Genomic DNA, 19,178 nt, shown 5'->3' on the forward strand with positions numbered 1-19,178 from the left:
ATATGCTTTGGATTGCTGGTCTTTTCCTTATTTTCATCGGGCTGCTGTGGTTTTGGGTGGGGCCCAAGATCGTTGAATTTCGGACGTCGATTGGGCTCGACGCCAAGATAGCGGAAGCGGAAAGCCTTTGGGCGCGGCTGAAATTGCAAACCCAAGGGGTCAAGACCATCTTGGTGCTCGTCGGCGGCGCCATCGCGACGATCCTCCCCGAAGTCACGAAGGACCTCGCGGACGTTGACCTATCGCCGTTGATCGGATCGAATTGGGCCGGAAAGGTCGCGGCGGCGACCTCCTTGGTTGCAACGATAACTCATATCAGCGGTCTTCTTTCCGCTGCTAGAGCCAAACCGGTGCAGACGAATGAGTGACTGGCAAATCGTCATCGAGCGCGCTGGCGTCTGGGCCTTGGTCGTAATCGCCATGCTCGCCTTCGCGCTATTTTTCCATCGCGACATCGTCGCGGCTCTTGCGGAATGACGCCATGCTAGCCTTGAGCCTTCCAATCTTGAACGCATTGCTCGGCGGGATCATTAATCCGCTGGTCAATGCGTGGGTAATGTACAAGAAAGACAAGCTCACGACCCAGGAGGCTGGGTTCGAAGCTGCTACGAAGAGTGACGCCGCTGTCATGCAAGCCGCGTTGGCGGCTGAGGCGCGGAACAATGCGCTGAAAATCCAAGTCTACGGGCATTTTATCAATCGGGCCGTCATGTGGGTCGCCGGTTTTCCCGCGGCGCTTCATTTCGGTCTTGTCTTTGTCGACACGGTGTTAGCGGCGAAGGTTTTTTACGGCGCCGCCGTTCTTGGCGTGCCGAAACTCCCGGCGCCATATGACAACTACGAATGGGCGATCGTGACGAGCTTTTTCCTCGTTCAAGGCGTCCACCTCGGGACAAGCAATGTCTCGGCGTGGCTAGGCAAAAGCAAAAGCGCCTGATGATCGCGCCGCCATCCGGCTCTACGTCCTAGGCATGTCGATTACGGCGTGAGCCAAAGTGGCGATCTGAGCGGGTTCCGGCAAGGCGCAATTCGCGGCCTCAGGGCGGCTTTAAATTCTTTCTCACTAAGCAGGGCTACCGGGCCGCGGGTTGAGATTTGAACGTTTCGCGCAAGTGGAAGGCGTCAATGATGACGGATGGCAGCGGCAACTTTTGGAGCACCTTGGGCGCTGGCGGATTCGGCGCGCTGATTGGCGTCATAGGGACGATTCTGACGGCCATGATCAATCGGCAGCCGCCGATGGCGGCGATGATCGACGCCCGCATTCGGACGTTAATCGAGGGATATGAAAGGCGCATCAGCGATCTGCAACATGAAATCGCAAAGCTCGAAGGCAAAATTGACGGCTTGACCAGGGCGCTGGAGGATGCACGCATACATCGCGGTCTTGGCATGTGACGCAGATTCTCGCGGACGCCGACAGTCGCGAGACTATAAGGCTTGCTCGCGAAGGGCCGGGACGGAGGGTTTGTCCATCTGCTAAATCCAGAAGCCGACGTTCAAGAAGCAACTCCGCCGCATTTTTTCACGCCCCTGTCCCGCGCATGCGGGGCGGGGGCTTTATTTTCGTTTCGGGCCAGCATTCAGGCGCGGCCGCAATTGAGCCTATCTCGGAACACCAAGCCAGGCCGCAGTGCAAGGCGGCTCGGATAGGACCAGCCGGAACGGGCGTGGGGGCCGCGGCCATCTTGGACTGATCGCAGAACCTCGACGACCCGAAAGAAGCTCATGGCCGCATTCGCCGCATTGCTCTATCATTAAACTGGATGTGAGCTTTCGCCGGGGGCACCTATGATCCGCCAGCGGATCACGGATGGGGCTCGATCTGGAGATCAATATGAGCACAGTTTATGATTTCGCCGCGACGACCCTGGACGGCCAGGAAAAGCGGCTCGCAGATTTCACCGGGCAGGTGCTGCTCATCGTCAATACGGCGAGCAGATGCGGGTTCACCCCCCAATATGAGGGGCTTGAGGCGCTTTACCGCAAATATGGCGCGGGCGGTTTCTCGGTCCTTGGTTTTCCGTGCAATCAATTCGGCGCTCAAGAGCCGGGCGACTCGGCCGCTATCGCGCAATTTTGTTCGCGAACCTATGACGTGACATTTCCCATGTTCGGCAAGATCGACGTCAATGGCGCGGACGCCCACCCACTTTATAAGTTTCTTAAAGGCGAAGCGAAAGGCGTTCTCGGCACCGAGCCGATCAAATGGAATTTCACGAAATTTCTTGTTGGTCGGACAGGCGACGTCGCGGGCCGCTTCGCGCCAACGACGACGCCCCAGGATCTCGAGAAAGAAATAGTAAAGCTGCTTTGAGGCGTTTGGGCTTCCGTCGAATGCAGCCATTGGGGCCGCGCAGCGCGGGCGCCAAGGCTGAGGCGCAGCCTGAGGCGAAGTCTGCTCCCGCCGAAATCACTCAAATTTTTTGTCTTCTGGCGGAAACATGAAAATGCGCTGACTCTTAATTTTGTCGCAATTCTCGCCGCGAACCGGTATCCACTTCGCCAGAAAATGCTCTAGAAAGTTGCGTCGATCGGCGACTGGCGGGGTGCGAGCTGAACCCGCGTCAGGGGCGGCAGCGGACGAACCGCCCCTTCAGCCGGAACCGCTAACTAAAGCGCGGCGTCCACCGATCTCAGCGCAGAGGAGACAAATTCATGCCCTTGTGGCTGGATACGCGAAGCCCCGATTTCGGCGTCTCATTCAAGGCGCTTCTCAGCATGAAGCGAGAGGCGGCCGAGGACGTCGATCATGCGGCGCAGGCTATCATCGCCGAAGTCATCGCTAGAGGCGATGACGCCCTCGTCGCCTATTCGAAGAAATTCGATCGGGTGGACCTGTCGGCGCTGGGTCTGCGCGTCGGCGCCGAGGAAATCGCCGCGGCGCACGCGCGGTGCTCTCCAGAGGCGCTCGAAGCGCTCCAACTGGCGCATGCGCGGATCGTGGCTTTTCATGAGAGGCAGCTCCCGCAGGATCAACTCTTTACGGATTCGGTTGGCGTCGAACTCGGCTGGCGTTGGCGTCCGATCGAGTCGGTTGGCCTTTACGTTCCGGGGGGAACGGCAAGCTATCCTTCTTCGGTCTTGATGAATGCGGCGCCGGCCAAGGTCGCAGGCGTCGCTCGCCTCGTCATGGTAGTCCCGGCGCCGGACGGCGAAGTGAATCCGCTCGTCTTTGCGGCGGCGAAACTCGCCGGCGTCGACGAGATCTATCGCGTCGGCGGCGCTCAAGCGATCGCCGCGCTGGCCTATGGCACGCCAACGATCGCGCCGGTGGTAAAGATTGTCGGCCCTGGCAACGCCTATGTCGCCGCCGCCAAGCGGCGGGTCTTCGGAACCGTCGGCATCGACATGATCGCCGGGCCTTCCGAAGTGCTGATCATAGCCGACGGTAGCGCCAATCCGGAGTGGATCGCTGCCGATCTTCTCGCCCAAGCCGAGCATGACACGGCGGCGCAGTCGATCCTGATCACGGATGATGCGAGGCTCGCTCGCGCCGTCGACGCCGCCGTCTCGCGACAATTGTCGACCCTGCCGCGCGAGGAGATCGCCGCGGCGAGCTGGCGGGATTTCGGCGCGATCATCCTTGTCTCCGAGCTCCGGGAAAGCATAGCGCTTGCAGATCGGCTCGCCCCTGAGCATCTCGAAATCATTGGGCCTGACGCCGAATTGCTGAGCCAGGACATTCGCAATGCAGGCGCGATATTTCTTGGCCCCTACACGCCTGAGGCGATCGGCGATTATGTCGGCGGTTCGAATCACGTCCTGCCGACTGCGCGCTCGGCGCGGTTCTCCTCTGGTCTCAATGTTCTCGATTTCATGAAAAAGACGTCGATTTTGAAATGCTCGGCTGAAAGTCTCGCGACGCTTGGACCGGCCGCGGTCGCGCTCGGAAAGGCCGAAGGATTGGACGCCCATGCCCGCTCAGTCGCCTTGCGCCTCGCTCCTCGACCATCATGAGCGGAGCGGAGTCGCGCAGCCGCAACCGCCTCATATCGGTGACGCTCGATGAGGCTTCGATCGGCCGAAGCACGGCCGACAAGGAGCACGAACGTCAAATCGCGATTTATGATCTTCTCGAGGAAAATTGCTTTGCCTTGCCGGGGCGGGACGCCGGCCCCTACGGGCTGAAAATAGCGTTGCAGGACGCCAAGCTCGCCTTGGAGATTCTTGACGAGAGCGGCGCGCCGCTCGTCGCGCATATTCTTTCGCTGACGCCATTGCGCGGTCTTCTCAAGGATTATTTTTTCGTCTGCGAAAGCTATTACGCGGCCATCAGGACAGCGATGCCGAGCCAGATCGAAGCAATCGACATGGGCCGTCGCGCCCTCCACAATGAAGCCGCTCAGCTTCTTATCGAGCGTCTGAAGGGCAAGATCGATTTTGATATCGATACAGCGAGGCGAATCTTCACGCTTGTCGCGGCGCTGCATTGGAAAGGCTAATGCACTTTCCCTGATCATTGACAAGAACCTGCGCCAACTCGCTTCGGTCGAAGCATGTTTGGAATCGAAACGTGGATGAGTTTTTTCGATTTCAGACAAAATTCGGAGGTCAGGCTACGCGGGATGAATCCAAGGCGCCGCGGAGATGACGATCGTTGTCAAGGATCGGCCGCAATCGGTGCTTTTCGCCTGCACGCTGAATGCGGTGCGGTCGCCAATGGCGGAGGCTCTTGGAAAGCATTTCTTCGGGACGGAAGTCTATTTCGCCTCCGCCGGCGTCAAACGCGGCGAAAGCGACGCCTTCGCCATCTCGACGATGGAGGAGATGGGAATTGACATCGCCAAGCACCGCCCTCACACATTCGAGGATCTTGAGGACGCGTATTTTGACCTCATTGTCACATTGTCGCCTGAGGCCCATCACAAGGCGCTCGAATTCACCCGCACGCTCGCGGTCGACGTCATTTATTGGCCAACGCTCGATCCAACCGCCGTCGAAGGCAGCCGCGAGCGCGTTCTCGACGCGTATCGCAATGTTCGCGATGGTCTGCTGGAGCGAATCGAGACGCTAATGACCTATCGCCCGATGGCCAATCCATAGCGCGGGCGCCCGGACAAATCCGTCCGCGACGGCCCGGGGTCTCGCTGGTTGCGGCAAAATCAGGCTAGAGCGCTTCCCGATCAGATGAACGGATCTGATCGGGAAGCGCTCAAATTCAAAGAATTGGAGCATGTTCTGATCGACAAAGTCGATCAACTTTTTCGATCAGAACACGCTCTAGGCGAATGTCCACATTCGATGCGCGACGAAGCTCCAGAGCATGACGACGCCGGTCGTCGCAGCCTGCGCCGGAAGATAGGGCAGTCCTCCGATGTCGACAAAAAGCGACATAAAGAGATAGGTAAGCCCAAAGCCGACCGACGCGACGAGCGCAAAGCGCCAGGCCGCCTCCTCGTGCCGGCGTTGCGACCTGAAGACATGGCGGCGATTGAGACAATAGGAAATCACCCCGCCGATGGCAAAGCCCGCCAAGGCGGCCGCGACCGCCGAAACGCCGGCCATTTCGACGAGGCCGATGAGAACCGCATAGTGGATTGCCGTGGCGACAAGGCCAACGCCTGCAAAAGATGAGAACTGGCGGAGCAGGACAGTCATTGCTAGGATCTAGATCTCGGCGGTTTCATTTTTGAAATCGGCGCTGTCGCGGCCGCGCATCGCGCTCGGCGGCATCGTTGGAGCGCCGATGCTGGGACCAGGCTCGATAGCAAGGAGTAAACTTTCATGCATCTGTCTTTTTGCCCGAAGCTGCCAGCGTGGCTTCTGAGCGCCGGGCTTGTCAGCTTGGCCGCGACCATGCCCGCCGCCGCCGCAGTCCGTTCCGGGTTGCTCGATTGCAGCGTATCTCCGGGCATTGGCTTCGTCATCACGTCGAGCAGGGCGCTTTCCTGCGTCTTTCGGCCGCGGCACGGCCGGCCCGAATATTATGTCGGAACGGTTCAGCGGTTTGGCTTGGCCATAGGCATAACCGGCCCGAGCCGATTCGTCTGGGGCGTTTTCACCGCAGCGCCGCGTGGCGCTCCCTTTCCGCTCGCCGGTGATTATGCGGGCGTGGGAGCGGGCGCGACCGTGGGCGTGGGGCTGAGCGCCAATGCGCTAGTCGGCGGCAATGCCGGTTCGGTTACCTTGCAGCCTCTTTCCATTGGCGCGCAGACTGGCATTGCTTTGTCCGCCGGCGTCGGCGCCTTGACGCTGGAGCCAGCCGGCCTAGCGCGTTGACCCTAGGGAGGCCGAAAGTCTGGTCGACCGAAGCGGGCGGGGGAATGATCGATCCCCCTCTGAAACGCTGAAAAGATAGCGTCGCCGCGCAATTGCGGTCGTTCGGAGGCTCGAAAATTGCGATCGAGCCTCCAGCTCATATAGGCTGCCGGCTCCGAGCCAGAGCCGCTCCCGGCCGCATCCATAATCGCAAGAGGCGCATCATGTCCGCAACTTCCTTCGCCGCGAGCGGCTCGCACGCCAAATTGATCATCGTCGGATCTGGGCCGGCTGGCTATACGGCTGCGATCTATGCGGCGCGGGCCATGCTGGAGCCGATTCTGATCTCCGGCTTTGAGCCTGGCGGTCAGCTCATGATCACGACGGACGTTGAAAACTATCCGGGCTTCGCCGCGCCGATCCAAGGTCCCTGGCTGATGGAGCAGATGAAGGCTCAGGCCGAACATGTTGGCGCGCGCATGAAGTCCGATCATGTCGTTCACGTCGATCTCGGCCGGCGGCCGTTCCAGCTTAGCGGCGACAGCGGCGCGGTGTATACTTGCGACGCTCTGGTGATTGCGACCGGCGCGAGGGCCAAATGGCTCGAAATCCCTTCTGAGGCGAAGTTCAAGGGCTATGGGGTGTCGGCCTGCGCGACTTGCGACGGATTCTTTTACCGCGGCAAGCCGGTGATCGTTGTCGGCGGCGGCAATTCGGCAGTCGAAGAGGCTTTATATCTGAGCCATATCGCGAGCAAAGTGACGGTCGTGCATCGGCGCGACGCGTTCAGGGCCGAACGCATTCTGCAGGAGCGCCTGTTCAAGAGGCCAAATGTCGAGGTCATATGGGATCACGCGATCGATGAAATTCGCGGCGACGCTGATCCGCTAAGCGTCACGCATGCGCGCGTGAAGCACGTCAAGACCGGAGCCGTGCAAGAGATTGAGACGCATGGCCTCTTCGTCGCCATTGGGCACAAGCCAGCCTCCGATCTTTTCGTCGGCCAGCTCGACGTCAAGCCGAATGGCTATATCAAGACGGCTCCCAATTCGACCGCCACCAATGTGCCTGGCGTTTTCGCTGCTGGCGATGTCGCCGACGAGATCTACCGGCAAGCCGTGACGGCCGCCGGAATGGGCTGCATGGCGGCGCTCGAGGCCGAACGCTGGCTCGCCGCGCGGAGCGACGCCAGGCTCGCCGCCGAATGAGTCGAGTTCGCGGCGGAGATTTGACGCGCTTCCTGCTTATCGGACACACTCGAAGTGAACGCCATGGCGAACTCGGCGCTCCCTGACGCCGCAAGAGGAGGACCAAATGAAATTCGACCGAAAGGCGCTCATCGCTTTTTCTCTTTGGGCCGCCGCCAGCATCGTGACCCCTAGTTTTGCGCAAGCGCCGCAGCCGGCCGCGCCGGACAAATCGACCACCGCGCCGAAGCGGGCTGCAACGCCCTCAGCGCCTCTTCTCGACATCAACAGCGCAAGCGAAGATGAGCTGCGCGCCTTGAAGGGCATTGGCGACAAGCGCGCCGCCGACATCATCAAGAATCGGCCCTACAAAGGCAAAGACGAATTGGTGCAAAAAAAGATCATTCCCGCGGCGGTCTACGCTGGCATAAAAGACAAGATCATCGCCAAGCAGAATTAGACCCAAGCTGCGTGATGGGCGTGGCGGACGGACTTGAAATTTCCGCGGCGGATGTTGGCCGCCGACGGCGTTAATGGTAGATAGGGTCGAATAGAGACAGACGGCTTCTGGTTCATCCGATGAGCCAAATAAGTCCTTGCGTTGGGTTAGAGCCCCGCCGAACGCAAGAAATGCTGCAAGATAGACTATGCGCTCCATTGTTTCGTTAGTCGCAAGCCCGCCGCTAGAAGCCGGCGCATGGCGTTTGCCTTTGTCGCTGGTCATGTGGCCATGGCCGCCGCGCGCGAAAACGCCATATTTTCGAGCCCTTGCATAAGGATAAAATGATGTTTCCGAAGCCCGCGCCGCAGTTAGAGGCCAATACCTACGGCTATGAAACGCGCCCGATGGTGAAGCCGACAGGCTTTCGCGAATATGATGCGCGTTGGATCTTTGAAAAAGAGATCAATCTCATGGGCGTTCAAGCGTTGGGCTTGGGGCTCGGGACTTTGCTCCATGACATGGGCGTCAAGCCCGAGCTCGTGACCGGGCACGACTTCAGGGCATATTCGTCATCGATCAAATATGCGCTGATAAGCGGCTTGATGGGGGCCGGCGTCAGGGTTCACGATATTGGGCTCGCGCTGTCGCCGATGGCCTATTTCGCGCAGTTCGAGCTCGACGTCCCGGCAGTCGCCATGGTCACGGCCTCGCATAATGACAATGGCTGGACCGGCGTGAAAATGGGCGCGCAAAGGCCGGTCACCTTCGGCCCGGACGAAATGACTCGGCTGAAGGAGATCGTGCTCGAAGGGAAATTTCGCTATGCCGACGGCGCTTCTTATAGGTTCGTCGAAGATTTTCCGGCGCGTTACATGGCCGACCTGACCAACCGGCCAACGATCGCCCGCAGGTTGAAGGTTGTCGCCGCCTGCGGCAATGGCACTGCCGGCGCCTTTGCGCCGCAGGTTTTGGAAAAGCTTGGTTGTGAAGTCATCCCGCTCGACGCGCAACTCGACTACACCTTTCCACGCTACAATCCAAACCCTGAAGATTTGAAGATGCTGCACGCCATGGCCGATAAGGTGCGTGAAACAGGCGCCGACGTCGGCCTTGGATTTGACGGCGACGGCGATCGCTGCGGCGTCGTCGATAATCGCGGCGAGGAGATTTTCGCTGACAAGATCGGCGTCATGCTCGCGCGGGATCTGTCCAAGCTTTATCCCGGCGCCACTTTCGTCGTCGACGTCAAGTCAACCGGGCTTTTCGCGACCGATCCGGAGCTCCTGCGCCAGGGCGTCAAGGCCGATTACTGGAAGACCGGGCATTCCTACATCAAACGCCGAGTCACGGATCTCGGGGCGCTCGCAGGCTTTGAAAAATCGGGACATTTCTTCTTCAATGCGCCAGTCGGGCGCGGCTATGACGATGGAATTCTCACCGCCATCCATGTCATCGAAATGCTTGATCGCAACCCGCAAAAATCGATGGCCGAGCTGTATGGGGAGCTGCCCAAGACCTGGGGCTCGCCGACCATGTCGCCGCATTGCGACGATGAAAAGAAATATGACGTCGTCGACAAAGTGGTCGAGCGGTTCAAGACGATGCAGGAGACAGGCGCCCCTTTGATCGGCCAGAAGATCCGCGATCTCGTCACGGTGAATGGCGTGCGCGTCACCGCGCAGGACGGAACCTGGGGTCTCGTTCGCGCCTCGTCGAACAAGCCCGAGCTCGTGGTCGTCGTTGAGAGCCCGGTCTCAGAGGCGAGAATGCGGGAGATGTTCGCGGCGGTTGATGGCGTCTTGCGCGAAAGCCCCGAGGTCGGGGCCTATAACCAGACCATCTGACGCTCAATCAGTGCGCGGATGTTGATTGAGCGAAATAGCTCATGCTTTCTGGTCGGACTGGACCGCCTCCCGGTTCGGCGGCGAAGTCGACTCCGAACCGGCTAAGATAGTAACTTTGTCGAAGCCGCTGTAGCGGCGGCTTCGACCAGGGTGGCGCGATCGCGGTCAGGTCATCAACGAGGCTGACGCGTCGCGATCGAGGCTTCAATCACGACCCGTTATTGTGCTCGATGAGGCGTGTGTGGCGGTGTTCCACATTTTGAAATCGTTGAGGAACGTCGATGAAACCCCTGCGCTGTTCATCGTGGCGGCATTCCAAATGATTGTATCGAGCACGCCGGTGTCTGCCGAATAATTGGTCGTGCAGTTCGTGCAGCTATTGCCTTGAAGTATGGTCCCAGCGATTGCATTCGTGGCAGTCTGCACGAATGGAGCATTTGGGTTCTGATAGACGGTATAGTTCCAATATGCTTCGTCAATCACATATTGCGGAGTGCCGGGGTGGGCGGTGAGATTATTGTTGCGTATTTCGACGCCATCCGTGCTCGTTCCCCAAAAGCTCGTTGGCGTGACGAGGGCATGATCTACATTGATGTAGGAACCATAAAGGCCTTTTGTATTCGTCAACGTGTTCCCGATGATTTCTATATTTCTCACCCTGTCAAATTTAAATGTCGCGCCGTTTCCGCTTATGGGGCTTTGATCTGGGCGCACCCAAATGCCGCCATTGTCGATCAAAGAATTTCCGACGACAGAAGTATTGAGGAAACTGCCTGACCACAATAAAACGCCGCGCGGATTGCCTGTCATGGTATTGTAGCGAATAAGAGTGTTTTGAAACGATGGCACGGTGATAGCGAAGTGATCGCCGGGCGAGGGCGTCACGTCCCACGGCTGATCGACAGTGAACGTGTTGTTGTTTCGCGAAAGCACGTTGCGGATTTGACCGGCTCCCGCGCCGCTGACGATGCTCACAATGGAATTGGGGTAATAGTTCCAGGAACAGGCGCCAGAGCACCTGGAGTCATCGGCGACCGTGACGGCGCCGGCGGACGTCACCGTGCCGGTGTCGTCCCTTCGATAGGGTCCGCCGCCTTCGCTCAAAATTGTCTCTCCGTCGTTCCAATTATATTTCAGAGGGTTGCCTGAGGTGTCGAAGGTGTTGCTGTGAACAACGATGTTCTTGCCGAAATTTATGCTGAGCTGACGGCCTTCGCCTCGCTGAATAACGTCGCCGACGGCGATTGCCTTGTTGATATAGGGCCAACTGGTCTGTTGCGCTGTAGCCATAATCTGATCGGCGTTCCGCGTGAAATGATTCCCCTCGATCACGCCGTTGGTCAGGTCATTGACCAAAACCTGTCCAGAAAACCAGGATATTGTATTGTTCTTGAACAATAGGTTGCTGACCGGACTGATATAGAGCGGTCCAAGTCCGGAGTTGCCGTTCGGTTGGAGACTTTGGCTATTGCTCGCTTGGGTGAAGGCCGAATTCTCTATGGCGATTTTGTTGCCAAATAAAAAAACGGACCTCCCGGAGCCCAGATTCCAATTTACCCGCTGCAGGAATATTCTTTCTCCGTTATTGCCATATGGGAGGGCGTTGGTGACATATTGACTTGTCGTATCGACATTTTGAAGGGAGAGATCGGCGATTCCGGACAATTGGCTGTCGGTAGCCCATACGATCCCGGTGTATTTATATGAGGAGCCCTGCGGACTCGTAGGACCAAAGCTGATCTTTGTGTCGGCGTTGCTGTGCCCTTGAAGAACCACGCCGGACCTGAGCGCAAGATAGCCATTGTTTGGGGAGGCGAGCCGATAAGTTCCGGCCGGAAGGTAGACGACGCCGCCGCCATGGCTGTTGGCGAGGTCGATGGCCTGTTGGATGGCGGCTGTTGCATCGGTGACCCCGTCGCCCTTGGCGTGGACAGTCAGAGCCGGGTCGATCGTGACGTCATACACATGATGGTCATTTTCGTTCGTGCCCTTGACCCCGGCCTGGTAGGTGGGGCCATTTTGATAGATGAAATCCATGGCCCAAGGCACGCCGAGCCCGTAATGATCGACGCCGCTCGCCCGCCCGAGGATGGTTTGGTCCGCCGTCGCCGTTCCATAACCGTTTGACACAATCACCTGATAAGTCCGCCCGGCGACGACGCCGCTTGGCGCTAGGACGGCTAGACGATAGGCGTCATAGTTTCCGTTGGTGTTGAATGTCGCGCCGAGCGAGGCGCCGGTTTGAGTGTCTACGAAGGTGATTTTTGGAGCTACGCCATTGACGTAGAGGTTTCGGCCAAAAATGCGGAAGCTCCCAGAGGGAGCGATTTCCGGCGTGTCAAACTGCATCGCGCGCGGCGCGTTGATGAAGACATGCGCGCTTTGCGTGGCGCCATCCGAGACCCAGATTTCATACTGATCGAAAGAGGCGGTCTTTGGCACCCGGAATTGGACGATCGCGTTCGCGCCCTGGACCGGGGTTAACATGGCGGGCGATGCTTGCCGGCTGGGCTTGAAGTAGAGCTGCGGCGACGACCCAAATCCGCTGCCCTCAATGCTTACGATGTCGCCGGGATTGGCCGTGAAAGGCTGATTGAAAATGATTGGTTTGGCGAAAGATGCGCCGCAAAATAGAATACTAAATAGAGCGGCTTGGCCAACCGGGCCGATCCTTTTCAGTATTCGATGGTAGGGCGGCATCGTAAATTCGTGCGGCCGACGATCTATGGCGCTCATCCACAACTCCTATACATTGCGAGCATTTGACTAAATAGCTCGCTTACACACACAAGTTACGGCTCGTGACAGGCGAGACGTTGACGTTAATGGAAGCACCCACAACTGTATGTTTCCTTATTGTCATTGGGAGTATTGAAGGCGTTTATTTCGTAAATATATTTTGTCTGTGGGGAGCTGCGCTGCTGACGCGCAAATATTGACGCGGCAAGGATGAAGCCGATGCGATGCCGGATTTTGGCTTCCTTTATCCGTGGGGATCGCGCTGCGCTTTTGGGGCGAGGATTCGGGTTTCAACGGAACGCTGTTTTCTTGGCTGTCCAAGGCATGGCTGCGCGCAAATAAGCTTAAACGAAGCTGTTATAGCTTTCGCCAAGAAAAGTGTTTTAAATATGTGTTAGGAGTTCCATTTACGTAACGAATGCAAAAAAGCTGGGCGCGTCGGCCGCCTTGCTTTGCCGCTAGCGGCGCCTCTTCGGGGTCAGCCCCAGAGCGCGGGCGAAGCCGGACGGATGATCGAGCCCTCATAGACGAGTCCTTCGGGCCGGTCCCGCGCCAGGAGAAGCGGACCGTCGAGATCGACGAAGTCTGCGCGGGCTGCGATCAGCAGCGCCGGGGCCATCGCAAGCGAGGTCGCGACCATGCAGCCGGCGACAAGGCCGAAGCCAAGCTTTTCGGCCATTTCCACCATAGCCAAAGCCTCGGTCAGTCCCCCGGCCTTGTCGAGCTTGACATTGATGGCGTCGTAGCGCTCGCGGAGTTCGTCTAGTTCGCTGCGGGCGTGAACGCTCTCATCAGCGCAAATAGGGATGATCCGCTCGGTTCTGGCGAGCGCCGCGTCGCGGCCGGCGGGAAGCGGCTGCTCGACCAAGACGACGCCTGTGGCGGCGCAGGCTGCAAGATGACGATCAAGATCGGCTGGCGTCCAGGCCTCATTGGCGTCGACAATCAGGGTTGCGTCCGGCGCTGCAGCGCGGACGGCGCTGATCCGCGCCGCATCGCCTTCGCCGGCAAGCTTGATTTTCAAGAGCGGACGTTCGCGCGCCTTGGCCGCCGCGGCGGCCATCTCGGCTGGCGCTCCGACGGAGATGGTGAACGCCGTGGTCACTGGCGCTGGGGGCGCGAGGCCCGCGAGTTCATGCGCCGGGACGCCCCGCCGCTTCGCCGCGAGATCCCATAATGCGCAATCAAGCGCGTTGCGGGCGGCGCCCGGCGCGAGAAGCATTTGCAGGCCGGCGCAATCGACGCCCGCCTCGATCCGCGCGCGAACCGACTCGATCTGGCGCGTTACGCTTTCAATTGTTTCGCCATAACGAGCATAGGGGACGCATTCCCCGCGGCCGCGACAGCCGGCCTCCTCGATCGCTGCGACCACGACGACGGCTTCTGTCTTAGCGCCGCGGGAAATCACGAATTTTCCCGCGATCGGAAAGCGCTCGACTGCGACGCTGAGCTTTGGCATGGACCGGAGATCGAAGATTAGGCTGCGATGAATGTCAGCACTCGCATAAGGCGGCGCATTCAGCAATGTCCACGAATCGCAATCGAAGTCCCACGAGCGGAGAAACGATCGCCGTGACGCGTCAGCGCAGCCACCAGCCGGCCCAAGCGGCGAGGACCACCAGGACCAATCCTGGAACGACGCGAAGGGCGAAGGCCCAACCGCCGCCGAGGAGGCTTGCGGCGAGCTTGGTGACTGTATTGGTCGAGAGCGCGATCAGAATTGGAAACGCAGCGTCCGCCACGGCAATCTTCCCGGAGCCCACTAGCGCAGCAATAGAAATTGCGGCGGAATGCGTGTCCGCGAAACCGGCGACGGCCGCCGCCGCGATGACGCCTTTGACGCCGAACCAGTCGTTCAAGGCGCGCGAGGCGAGCAGGATCGCGCTGAGCATGCCGGCGAAAACGAGCGCCGTCCACAGGCTGAACGCCTGACCGCGTTCGTTCACCGTGCCTGAGTCGCCGCGCAAGGCGCGGATCGCGAAGATGAAAGCGTACAAGATCGCGGCTGCGCCCGCGCAGGCGAGCGGAATGAGAAGAGCCTCCAAGGTCGCGATATTGGTCGCCGCCAACAGCAGCGCCATTTGGATGACCGTCGCAACCGTCGATAGAATAGCTCCCGCCGCGGCGGGCCAAAGCAGTCCTGGCGCTTCGGTGGCGCGTGCGCCCATGGCGCCGATCGTCGCGATGCTGGAGATGAATCCGGACGCTAGTCCGGCGATCGGAAGGCCGAAGCGGGGACCGAGAATGCGCACCGCAATGTGGCCAAAAGCGCCGATCGCCATGACAAGGATCACGATAATCCAGATCGCGTGAGGATTAAGGGCGCCGAAAGGACCCATTTGCTGGTCCGGCAGAAGCGGCAGCACAATCAGCGTCGCAGCTGCGAAGATCAGCGCGTCTCGGACTTCGTCTTCATTGAGAACGGAGCGGACAAAGCGGTGAAGCGCAGTTCTGGCCGCGAGCACGATCGCGACGGCGACGGCGACGCCCGCCGCGAGCCCTGGCTGCGTCATTGAAAGACCGCCGAGAAGAACCGTTACGACGAGCGCGACTTCAGTGGTGAGTCCGGGATCGTCCCTGAATCCGCGCCAATAGGCGAAAGCGGTCAAGGCGAAAACCCCGCCGATCGTGACCGCGAATAAAATCTCGCCGCCGATGATGGTGCTGAGCGCCCCGGTTAGTGACGCAAGCGCAAAGGTGCGAATTCCCGCGGCTGACGGCGCGGGCCTTTCGCCTTTCCGACGTTCGCGCTCCGTGCCGATCAGGAGGCCTATGCCTATGGCGACGGCGAGACTGAGGATCACGGGATCGAATGCGAACATTAGGCTTTCCGATTGTCCCAGCGGTTCGACCGGGCTCAGATAGGCGTCTTCATTGCGTAAGCCGTCGCTCGCGCCAATCCGAGGCCTCGCCTGGAAGAACGTATTCAGCCGCCCACGAGCCGCGCGAGCGCGAAGGCGGCGGCCGCGGCAAGACCGCCAACGATCGCTGTTTGCAGGGCGCTGCGCAATGGGGCGACGCCGGTCATTTGTCCGTGACGCCGCCAAAAATGCAAAGCGCCGTCAATGTGACCGCAATTGAAATGGGAAGCGCCTGCGAAACTTCCTTCGCGAAGAAATAAGGGAACAGGAGCGATAAGACCGCCAATGACATAGGCGCCGCCAATCGTCAAAGCGCTTTTTGATCTCGCGTCCGGCCTCCGGCTCCTCGATGCGGTTGCGCGAAGGCCAAGAGTCAATTTATCGAAGCCGTTTTCTCCGCGCTTTTCATTGCGGCGGCGGCGTAATGCCGAGGATTGCGGCGACGCCGAGCACCAATAGGCCGAGCAAAAGCTCGAAAGCGACGCTGGTGCGCAGCTTGACGATGAGAGACATTCCTTTCAGCGAGGCCCCGCGCAGGCGCGGCATGGCGACAAAGCGATTGAACCAGGCCAAGACCAGCATCACGGCCACAAGGCCAATCTTTGCGAATAGGACGTTTCCATAGTCGGTGTAGAAAAGCTTGCCGAACGAACCGGCGACGCGGAAGGCGGCGTTGGCTGTTCCGCTCAGGACGATGAATGCAACCGCCGTCATCGCCATCAGCGAGTAGCGCGACAATATGTCCAGGGTCCAATCCCGCGCCTCATGTAGGTTGAAGCGCCGCTGCTCGACGAGCGCGAAAAGAAGCGGGGGGAGGCCGCCGACCCAGGCGGCTGTCGCGAGCACATGGACGCAATAGGAGACGATCATGATGGCGCCATAGAGGCCCGCGCCGCCTTCCGCCGCATGGCCGAGCCAGGCCTGGGTGATCAAGAGAAAAGCGCCGATGTGCAACAGCGTCGATAGCCAGACGCGGCCATGCCAGGGCAGGGCGGCGATCCCGACGGCTGCTGCGAGCAAGGCCAGACGAACCATCGCCACCGGGCCAAACTCCGTTTCGAAAAAGAAGAGGCGCAGGGTTTCCGGATCGACGACATTGCTAAAGCCGCCCGTCATGTTGGCGAGAACGCCGGCGAGCCAGGCGGCGCCGGTGATCGCCGCCGCCGGGGCCGCGACGCGCAAGAGGATGATCGTCGCGCGAAAGGCCCGGGGCAAGCCGCCGGGACCTGACGACAATCGTTCGTGTCCCATATAGAACCAAAAAAACGAAGACCCGAACAGCACGAAGACGGACGCGAAATGGATCCAGCGCGCGATGACGAGGACGTCGAAGATGGTGAGGAGTCCGCCGACCTCGTGATGGTGCATTCCTTCCATCTGAATATTATCCATCTGGGCGTCTTCCGCCGCATGGGCGGCGGCGACGAGGATTTGGAATATCGTCATTGCTCCTCCTCGCGCGCGCTCAGCGCCGATGGGTCATGAACGAGACGACTGGAATATGCGGCTGGCTGTCATCCGCGTCGTCGCGCCGCGATCTCACGGCCAGCAATTGTTCGCGGCGATGTAATTGCGCCCCCGAGGCGCCTTCGCCGCGGCGGAAACGGTTCGGGCGATCGTTTGGCCTATCGCTCGCCGTGCGGACATAGGGGTCGGCTCGACCGAGATCGAGCCGGCCATCAGGCTCAGGGCGCAACCGTAAAATGATATGTGCCCGAGGTGGGATGGGTGTCGACCGAAACCACATGCCAGTTCACTACATAAGCGCCGGGTTTCAGCGCATGGCCGAGCCGCACGCTGAGCACGTTTGGGCCAGCGAGCGTCGCCTTTCCGGCTGGGACCGGCCCACCTCCCGCGGCGGAGATTTGCACCCCAGAGAAGGCCAGGACAATGTTCTGGCTAAAGCTGAGTCGGACCTCGCTAGGCGCACCGCTCACGGTCGCGCCCACTCCCGGAGAGGCTGTGTCCAGGAACGCATGAGCGAAAGCGGCTGTGGTCGCAAGGATGCAGGCTAAACCCGTTGCAGTAAGAATTTTCAGAGGCTGTTGCATGGCGTCCTCGCTCTTTAAATTCTGCCGGGACGCGCCTGGGGCGGACCAAAGAGTGGCCTTCCAATCGTCTCCGGCGCGATATCGTCGAGGAAGAAATCCAGGACGGCGGCGACGCCGATATGCTTGCCGCTTGCTTGATTGATCGGCAACTGGGCCATGACGCCGAGCTGGAAATAGTTGCCGATATAATAAAGGGACGGGCCGACCACCCCGGTCGTTGTATGTGTCCACTCCCCAGGGACAGACGGGCCAATGTTGGAGACTGGCGAGGTGAAAATCCCTTCAAAAGCCGGAATAAGACGCCTGAAAACCTCAGGGAGCTCGTGAACGTAGGAGTTCATGTAGAGCAGGCTGTATTGGAGAGTCGCGCCGTAGGTCAGGCGCGTGGGCGTCTGGGTTAGGGCGATGTAGTTGATGCCGCTATCCGGATCTTGCTGCAGCGTCACGTCGATCGGGTGGGTCGACAAGGAATAGTCCACTTCGGCGGTAATCGCGAAGGGCTTGGCCCAATCGGCCTCAACATCGCCAAAGCCCTTGCCGATATAAAGCTTGGGTGTGACGGTCGAGTACCGGTCAGGCGGGGAGGCAAGAGATGTAAAATCGGGCGAGGCGCCGGTGTGGCCCCATTCGACATTGACCGCGCCAGCGATGATGAACTCATGCTCCGGGTTTTGGTAGAAAACATATTTGGCCTGCGTTTCGATGTTTCCCCACCCGTTGGAGCTCGGGTTTGCCTGATGCGTAAACGCTGAGCCGATTGCAAGGCTGAAATCTGCGGTGATGGTTTTCTGGTATTCCCAAGCGAAAGTGTAGCTGAGCGCCCCTAAAGTGCCGTCGTAATTGGCCGAAGCCGCATAGACAAAGGACGGCAGCGCTAATTCGTCGTTGACGCCTGGGTCGTCGACGCTGAGCGTCGCTGGAAAGAGCCGGTTGCCGACGATCGTGTGGGAGCGCGCCGGGCTGACGCCGGCTAGAGCGGCTGCCGCGATGAGCGCGCCCGCATAGGCTACGGAAGTCTTATGAGCCATGATGAATCCTCGATCTGAACGTGAGAGATAGCCCGCGTCCGCGCCGCCGCTATTGCGGCCGCCGAAGCGCCGGGCGTTTGCTCGTCAGATGAGGATGGGCGGCCCGCGTGGCCGTCCAACAAAATTGACAGGCTGCCTAATGGAGCCAAAGGATTCGAAGCTCGCGACTGTTTCGGACAGAAGCGGAGCGTAGTCCGCCTGAGCCGCGTCGGGCGGCGGAAGCGCGACCGCCGCGGCGTCGAAGAGGTGACAGCAGGGGCAGGAGCAATCATCGAGCGGGCAGCACGGCGCCTGACCTTGGCCGTCATTTGCTCCGCCGGTGCTTGCGCCATGATGGGGACAGGGAAGGGCCGGTTTTGCCGCAACGGCGTTGGACGCCCCGTCATTGACCGCCTGTGCGGCCAAAGAAGCCGAAAGAAGCGGCGCATGCTTATGAGCGGCGGGAGCGAAAAGCTGGGCGAGAAAAACCAATGCGACGAGGAGCCGGCGAGCCGGGACCCGCCAGTCTCCGAAAAGCTGCCGCCGCGCAAGCAAATCAGACCGTCGAGGGCAATGCACTCCGCCCACTTGCACTTCAGAACCCCGTTCTGTTAACGCTTCCTGGTAATTTTTAGCTTACAATTCTTGCAACTAAAGGGTGAAAGTTTTGCCCGCCCCAAGTCAAGTCGTTTTCGGCCTATTTCAAGCGCGCTTCGCGGCAATACGCTGTTTGTGCGAAACGAGTGACATTGGCGCAACAGTAACTTAGAGAGCGATTTCGCGATCCGGACATCATAGGCAATCGGAATAGTGCGCGCGCCACGACTTCGCCGCAAGCGGGACGTA

The 19,178-nt window shown here is 59.7% G+C and carries 18 protein-coding genes; 11 read left to right on the forward strand and 7 right to left on the reverse strand.

Annotated features, from left to right (window positions below; all coding sequences use genetic code 11):
• Window positions 1–2: 2 nt before the first annotated feature.
• The 7 genes from RZS28_RS09405 (at window position 3) to RZS28_RS09435 (ending at window position 5,046) form a co-directional block, all read left to right on the forward strand.
• Complete coding sequence (locus RZS28_RS09405; RefSeq protein WP_407337511.1) at window positions 3–368, forward strand: hypothetical protein; 366 nt, start codon at window positions 3–5, stop codon at window positions 366–368.
• 113 nt (window positions 369–481) lie between these two features.
• A complete protein-coding gene (locus RZS28_RS09410; RefSeq protein WP_407337512.1) occupies window positions 482–937 on the forward strand; it encodes a hypothetical protein in 456 nt (151 codons plus the stop codon).
• Window positions 938–1,125: 188 nt separating this feature from the next.
• On the forward strand, window positions 1,126–1,398 hold the full coding sequence (locus RZS28_RS09415; protein WP_407337513.1) for a hypothetical protein: 273 nt from the start codon (window positions 1,126–1,128) through the stop codon (window positions 1,396–1,398).
• 439 nt (window positions 1,399–1,837) lie between these two features.
• Complete coding sequence (locus RZS28_RS09420) at window positions 1,838–2,317, forward strand: glutathione peroxidase (RefSeq protein ID WP_407337514.1); 480 nt, start codon at window positions 1,838–1,840, stop codon at window positions 2,315–2,317.
• A gap of 341 nt (window positions 2,318–2,658) precedes the next feature.
• Window positions 2,659–3,960 (forward strand): histidinol dehydrogenase, encoded by a 1,302-nt coding sequence (gene hisD, locus RZS28_RS09425; RefSeq protein ID WP_407337515.1) that lies wholly within the window; start codon window positions 2,659–2,661, stop codon window positions 3,958–3,960.
• Window positions 3,957–4,445, forward strand: coding sequence for a UPF0262 family protein (locus RZS28_RS09430; RefSeq protein WP_407337516.1), 489 nt, complete (start codon window positions 3,957–3,959; stop codon window positions 4,443–4,445). The genes hisD and RZS28_RS09430 overlap by 4 nt, the downstream gene beginning before the upstream one ends.
• A gap of 145 nt (window positions 4,446–4,590) precedes the next feature.
• Complete coding sequence (locus RZS28_RS09435) at window positions 4,591–5,046, forward strand: low molecular weight phosphatase family protein (RefSeq protein WP_407337517.1); 456 nt, start codon at window positions 4,591–4,593, stop codon at window positions 5,044–5,046.
• Between the two features lie 177 nt (window positions 5,047–5,223).
• Here the strand turns inward: RZS28_RS09435 and RZS28_RS09440 are convergent, their stop codons facing one another.
• Complete coding sequence (locus tag RZS28_RS09440) at window positions 5,224–5,601, reverse strand: GtrA family protein (RefSeq protein WP_407337518.1); 378 nt, start codon at window positions 5,599–5,601, stop codon at window positions 5,224–5,226.
• Between the two features lie 126 nt (window positions 5,602–5,727).
• On the opposite strand from RZS28_RS09440, the gene RZS28_RS09445 reads away from it, so the two are divergent.
• The 4 genes from RZS28_RS09445 (at window position 5,728) to RZS28_RS09460 (ending at window position 9,674) form a co-directional block, all read left to right on the forward strand.
• Window positions 5,728–6,222, forward strand: coding sequence for a DUF992 domain-containing protein (locus RZS28_RS09445; protein ID WP_407337519.1), 495 nt, complete (start codon window positions 5,728–5,730; stop codon window positions 6,220–6,222).
• A 203-nt stretch (window positions 6,223–6,425) separates the two neighbouring features.
• Window positions 6,426–7,409: a thioredoxin-disulfide reductase gene (gene trxB, locus RZS28_RS09450; protein WP_407337520.1), complete on the forward strand. Its 984-nt coding sequence runs from the start codon at window positions 6,426–6,428 to the stop codon at window positions 7,407–7,409.
• Between the two features lie 106 nt (window positions 7,410–7,515).
• Entirely contained in the window at window positions 7,516–7,848 is a 333-nt protein-coding gene (locus tag RZS28_RS09455) for a ComEA family DNA-binding protein (RefSeq protein WP_407337521.1), read from the forward strand.
• Window positions 7,849–8,174: 326 nt separating this feature from the next.
• Window positions 8,175–9,674, forward strand: coding sequence for a phosphomannomutase/phosphoglucomutase (locus RZS28_RS09460; RefSeq protein WP_407341091.1), 1,500 nt, complete (start codon window positions 8,175–8,177; stop codon window positions 9,672–9,674).
• Between the two features lie 204 nt (window positions 9,675–9,878).
• Here RZS28_RS09460 and RZS28_RS09465 read toward each other — a convergent pair whose 3' ends face one another.
• The 6 genes from RZS28_RS09465 to RZS28_RS09490 form a co-directional block, all read right to left on the reverse strand.
• Window positions 9,879–12,410, reverse strand: coding sequence for a glycosyl hydrolase family 28-related protein (locus tag RZS28_RS09465; RefSeq protein WP_407337522.1), 2,532 nt, complete (start codon window positions 12,408–12,410; stop codon window positions 9,879–9,881).
• Window positions 12,411–12,891: 481 nt separating this feature from the next.
• The gene (gene dgcA / locus RZS28_RS09470) at window positions 12,892–13,872 is read right to left on the reverse strand and encodes an N-acetyl-D-Glu racemase DgcA (RefSeq protein ID WP_407337523.1); all 981 of its coding nucleotides are present in this window, start codon (window positions 13,870–13,872) and stop codon (window positions 12,892–12,894) included.
• Between the two features lie 121 nt (window positions 13,873–13,993).
• Complete coding sequence (locus tag RZS28_RS09475; protein WP_407337524.1) at window positions 13,994–15,235, reverse strand: MgtC/SapB family protein; 1,242 nt, start codon at window positions 15,233–15,235, stop codon at window positions 13,994–13,996.
• A 444-nt stretch (window positions 15,236–15,679) separates the two neighbouring features.
• Window positions 15,680–16,720, reverse strand: a complete 1,041-nt coding sequence (locus RZS28_RS09480; protein WP_407337525.1) for a CopD family protein — start codon at window positions 16,718–16,720, stop codon at window positions 15,680–15,682.
• Between the two features lie 239 nt (window positions 16,721–16,959).
• Window positions 16,960–17,325, reverse strand: a complete 366-nt coding sequence (gene copC, locus RZS28_RS09485) for a copper homeostasis periplasmic binding protein CopC (protein WP_407337526.1) — start codon at window positions 17,323–17,325, stop codon at window positions 16,960–16,962.
• Between the two features lie 14 nt (window positions 17,326–17,339).
• Window positions 17,340–18,353, reverse strand: coding sequence for a hypothetical protein (locus RZS28_RS09490; protein ID WP_407337527.1), 1,014 nt, complete (start codon window positions 18,351–18,353; stop codon window positions 17,340–17,342).
• Window positions 18,354–19,178: the final 825 nt, after the last annotated feature.

The sequence above is a fragment of the Methylocapsa polymorpha genome, from assembly GCF_045689225.1.
GTDB lineage: Bacteria > Pseudomonadota > Alphaproteobacteria > Rhizobiales > Beijerinckiaceae > Methylocapsa > Methylocapsa polymorpha.

Bases quoted from the DNA above. Each gene is read 5' to 3' on its own strand.
- RZS28_RS09420 (WP_407337514.1), top strand. From the start codon at position 1,838: ATGAGCACAGTTTATGATTTCGCCGCGACGACCCTGGACGGCCAGGAA.
- copC (WP_407337526.1), bottom strand. From the start codon at position 17,325: ATGCAACAGCCTCTGAAAATTCTTACTGCAACGGGTTTAGCCTGCATC.
- hisD (WP_407337515.1), top strand. From the start codon at position 2,659: ATGCCCTTGTGGCTGGATACGCGAAGCCCCGATTTCGGCGTCTCATTC.
- RZS28_RS09460 (WP_407341091.1), top strand. From the start codon at position 8,175: ATGTTTCCGAAGCCCGCGCCGCAGTTAGAGGCCAATACCTACGGCTAT.
- RZS28_RS09465 (WP_407337522.1), bottom strand. From the start codon at position 12,410: ATGAGCGCCATAGATCGTCGGCCGCACGAATTTACGATGCCGCCCTAC.
- RZS28_RS09490 (WP_407337527.1), bottom strand. From the start codon at position 18,353: ATGGCTCATAAGACTTCCGTAGCCTATGCGGGCGCGCTCATCGCGGCA.
- RZS28_RS09440 (WP_407337518.1), bottom strand. From the start codon at position 5,601: ATGACTGTCCTGCTCCGCCAGTTCTCATCTTTTGCAGGCGTTGGCCTT.
- RZS28_RS09415 (WP_407337513.1), top strand. From the start codon at position 1,126: ATGATGACGGATGGCAGCGGCAACTTTTGGAGCACCTTGGGCGCTGGC.
- RZS28_RS09410 (WP_407337512.1), top strand. From the start codon at position 482: ATGCTAGCCTTGAGCCTTCCAATCTTGAACGCATTGCTCGGCGGGATC.
- RZS28_RS09435 (WP_407337517.1), top strand. From the start codon at position 4,591: ATGACGATCGTTGTCAAGGATCGGCCGCAATCGGTGCTTTTCGCCTGC.
- RZS28_RS09475 (WP_407337524.1), bottom strand. From the start codon at position 15,235: ATGTTCGCATTCGATCCCGTGATCCTCAGTCTCGCCGTCGCCATAGGC.
- RZS28_RS09445 (WP_407337519.1), top strand. From the start codon at position 5,728: ATGCATCTGTCTTTTTGCCCGAAGCTGCCAGCGTGGCTTCTGAGCGCC.
- RZS28_RS09455 (WP_407337521.1), top strand. From the start codon at position 7,516: ATGAAATTCGACCGAAAGGCGCTCATCGCTTTTTCTCTTTGGGCCGCC.
- RZS28_RS09405 (WP_407337511.1), top strand. From the start codon at position 3: ATGCTTTGGATTGCTGGTCTTTTCCTTATTTTCATCGGGCTGCTGTGG.
- trxB (WP_407337520.1), top strand. From the start codon at position 6,426: ATGTCCGCAACTTCCTTCGCCGCGAGCGGCTCGCACGCCAAATTGATC.
- RZS28_RS09480 (WP_407337525.1), bottom strand. From the start codon at position 16,720: ATGACGATATTCCAAATCCTCGTCGCCGCCGCCCATGCGGCGGAAGAC.
- dgcA (WP_407337523.1), bottom strand. From the start codon at position 13,872: ATGCCAAAGCTCAGCGTCGCAGTCGAGCGCTTTCCGATCGCGGGAAAA.
- RZS28_RS09430 (WP_407337516.1), top strand. From the start codon at position 3,957: ATGAGCGGAGCGGAGTCGCGCAGCCGCAACCGCCTCATATCGGTGACG.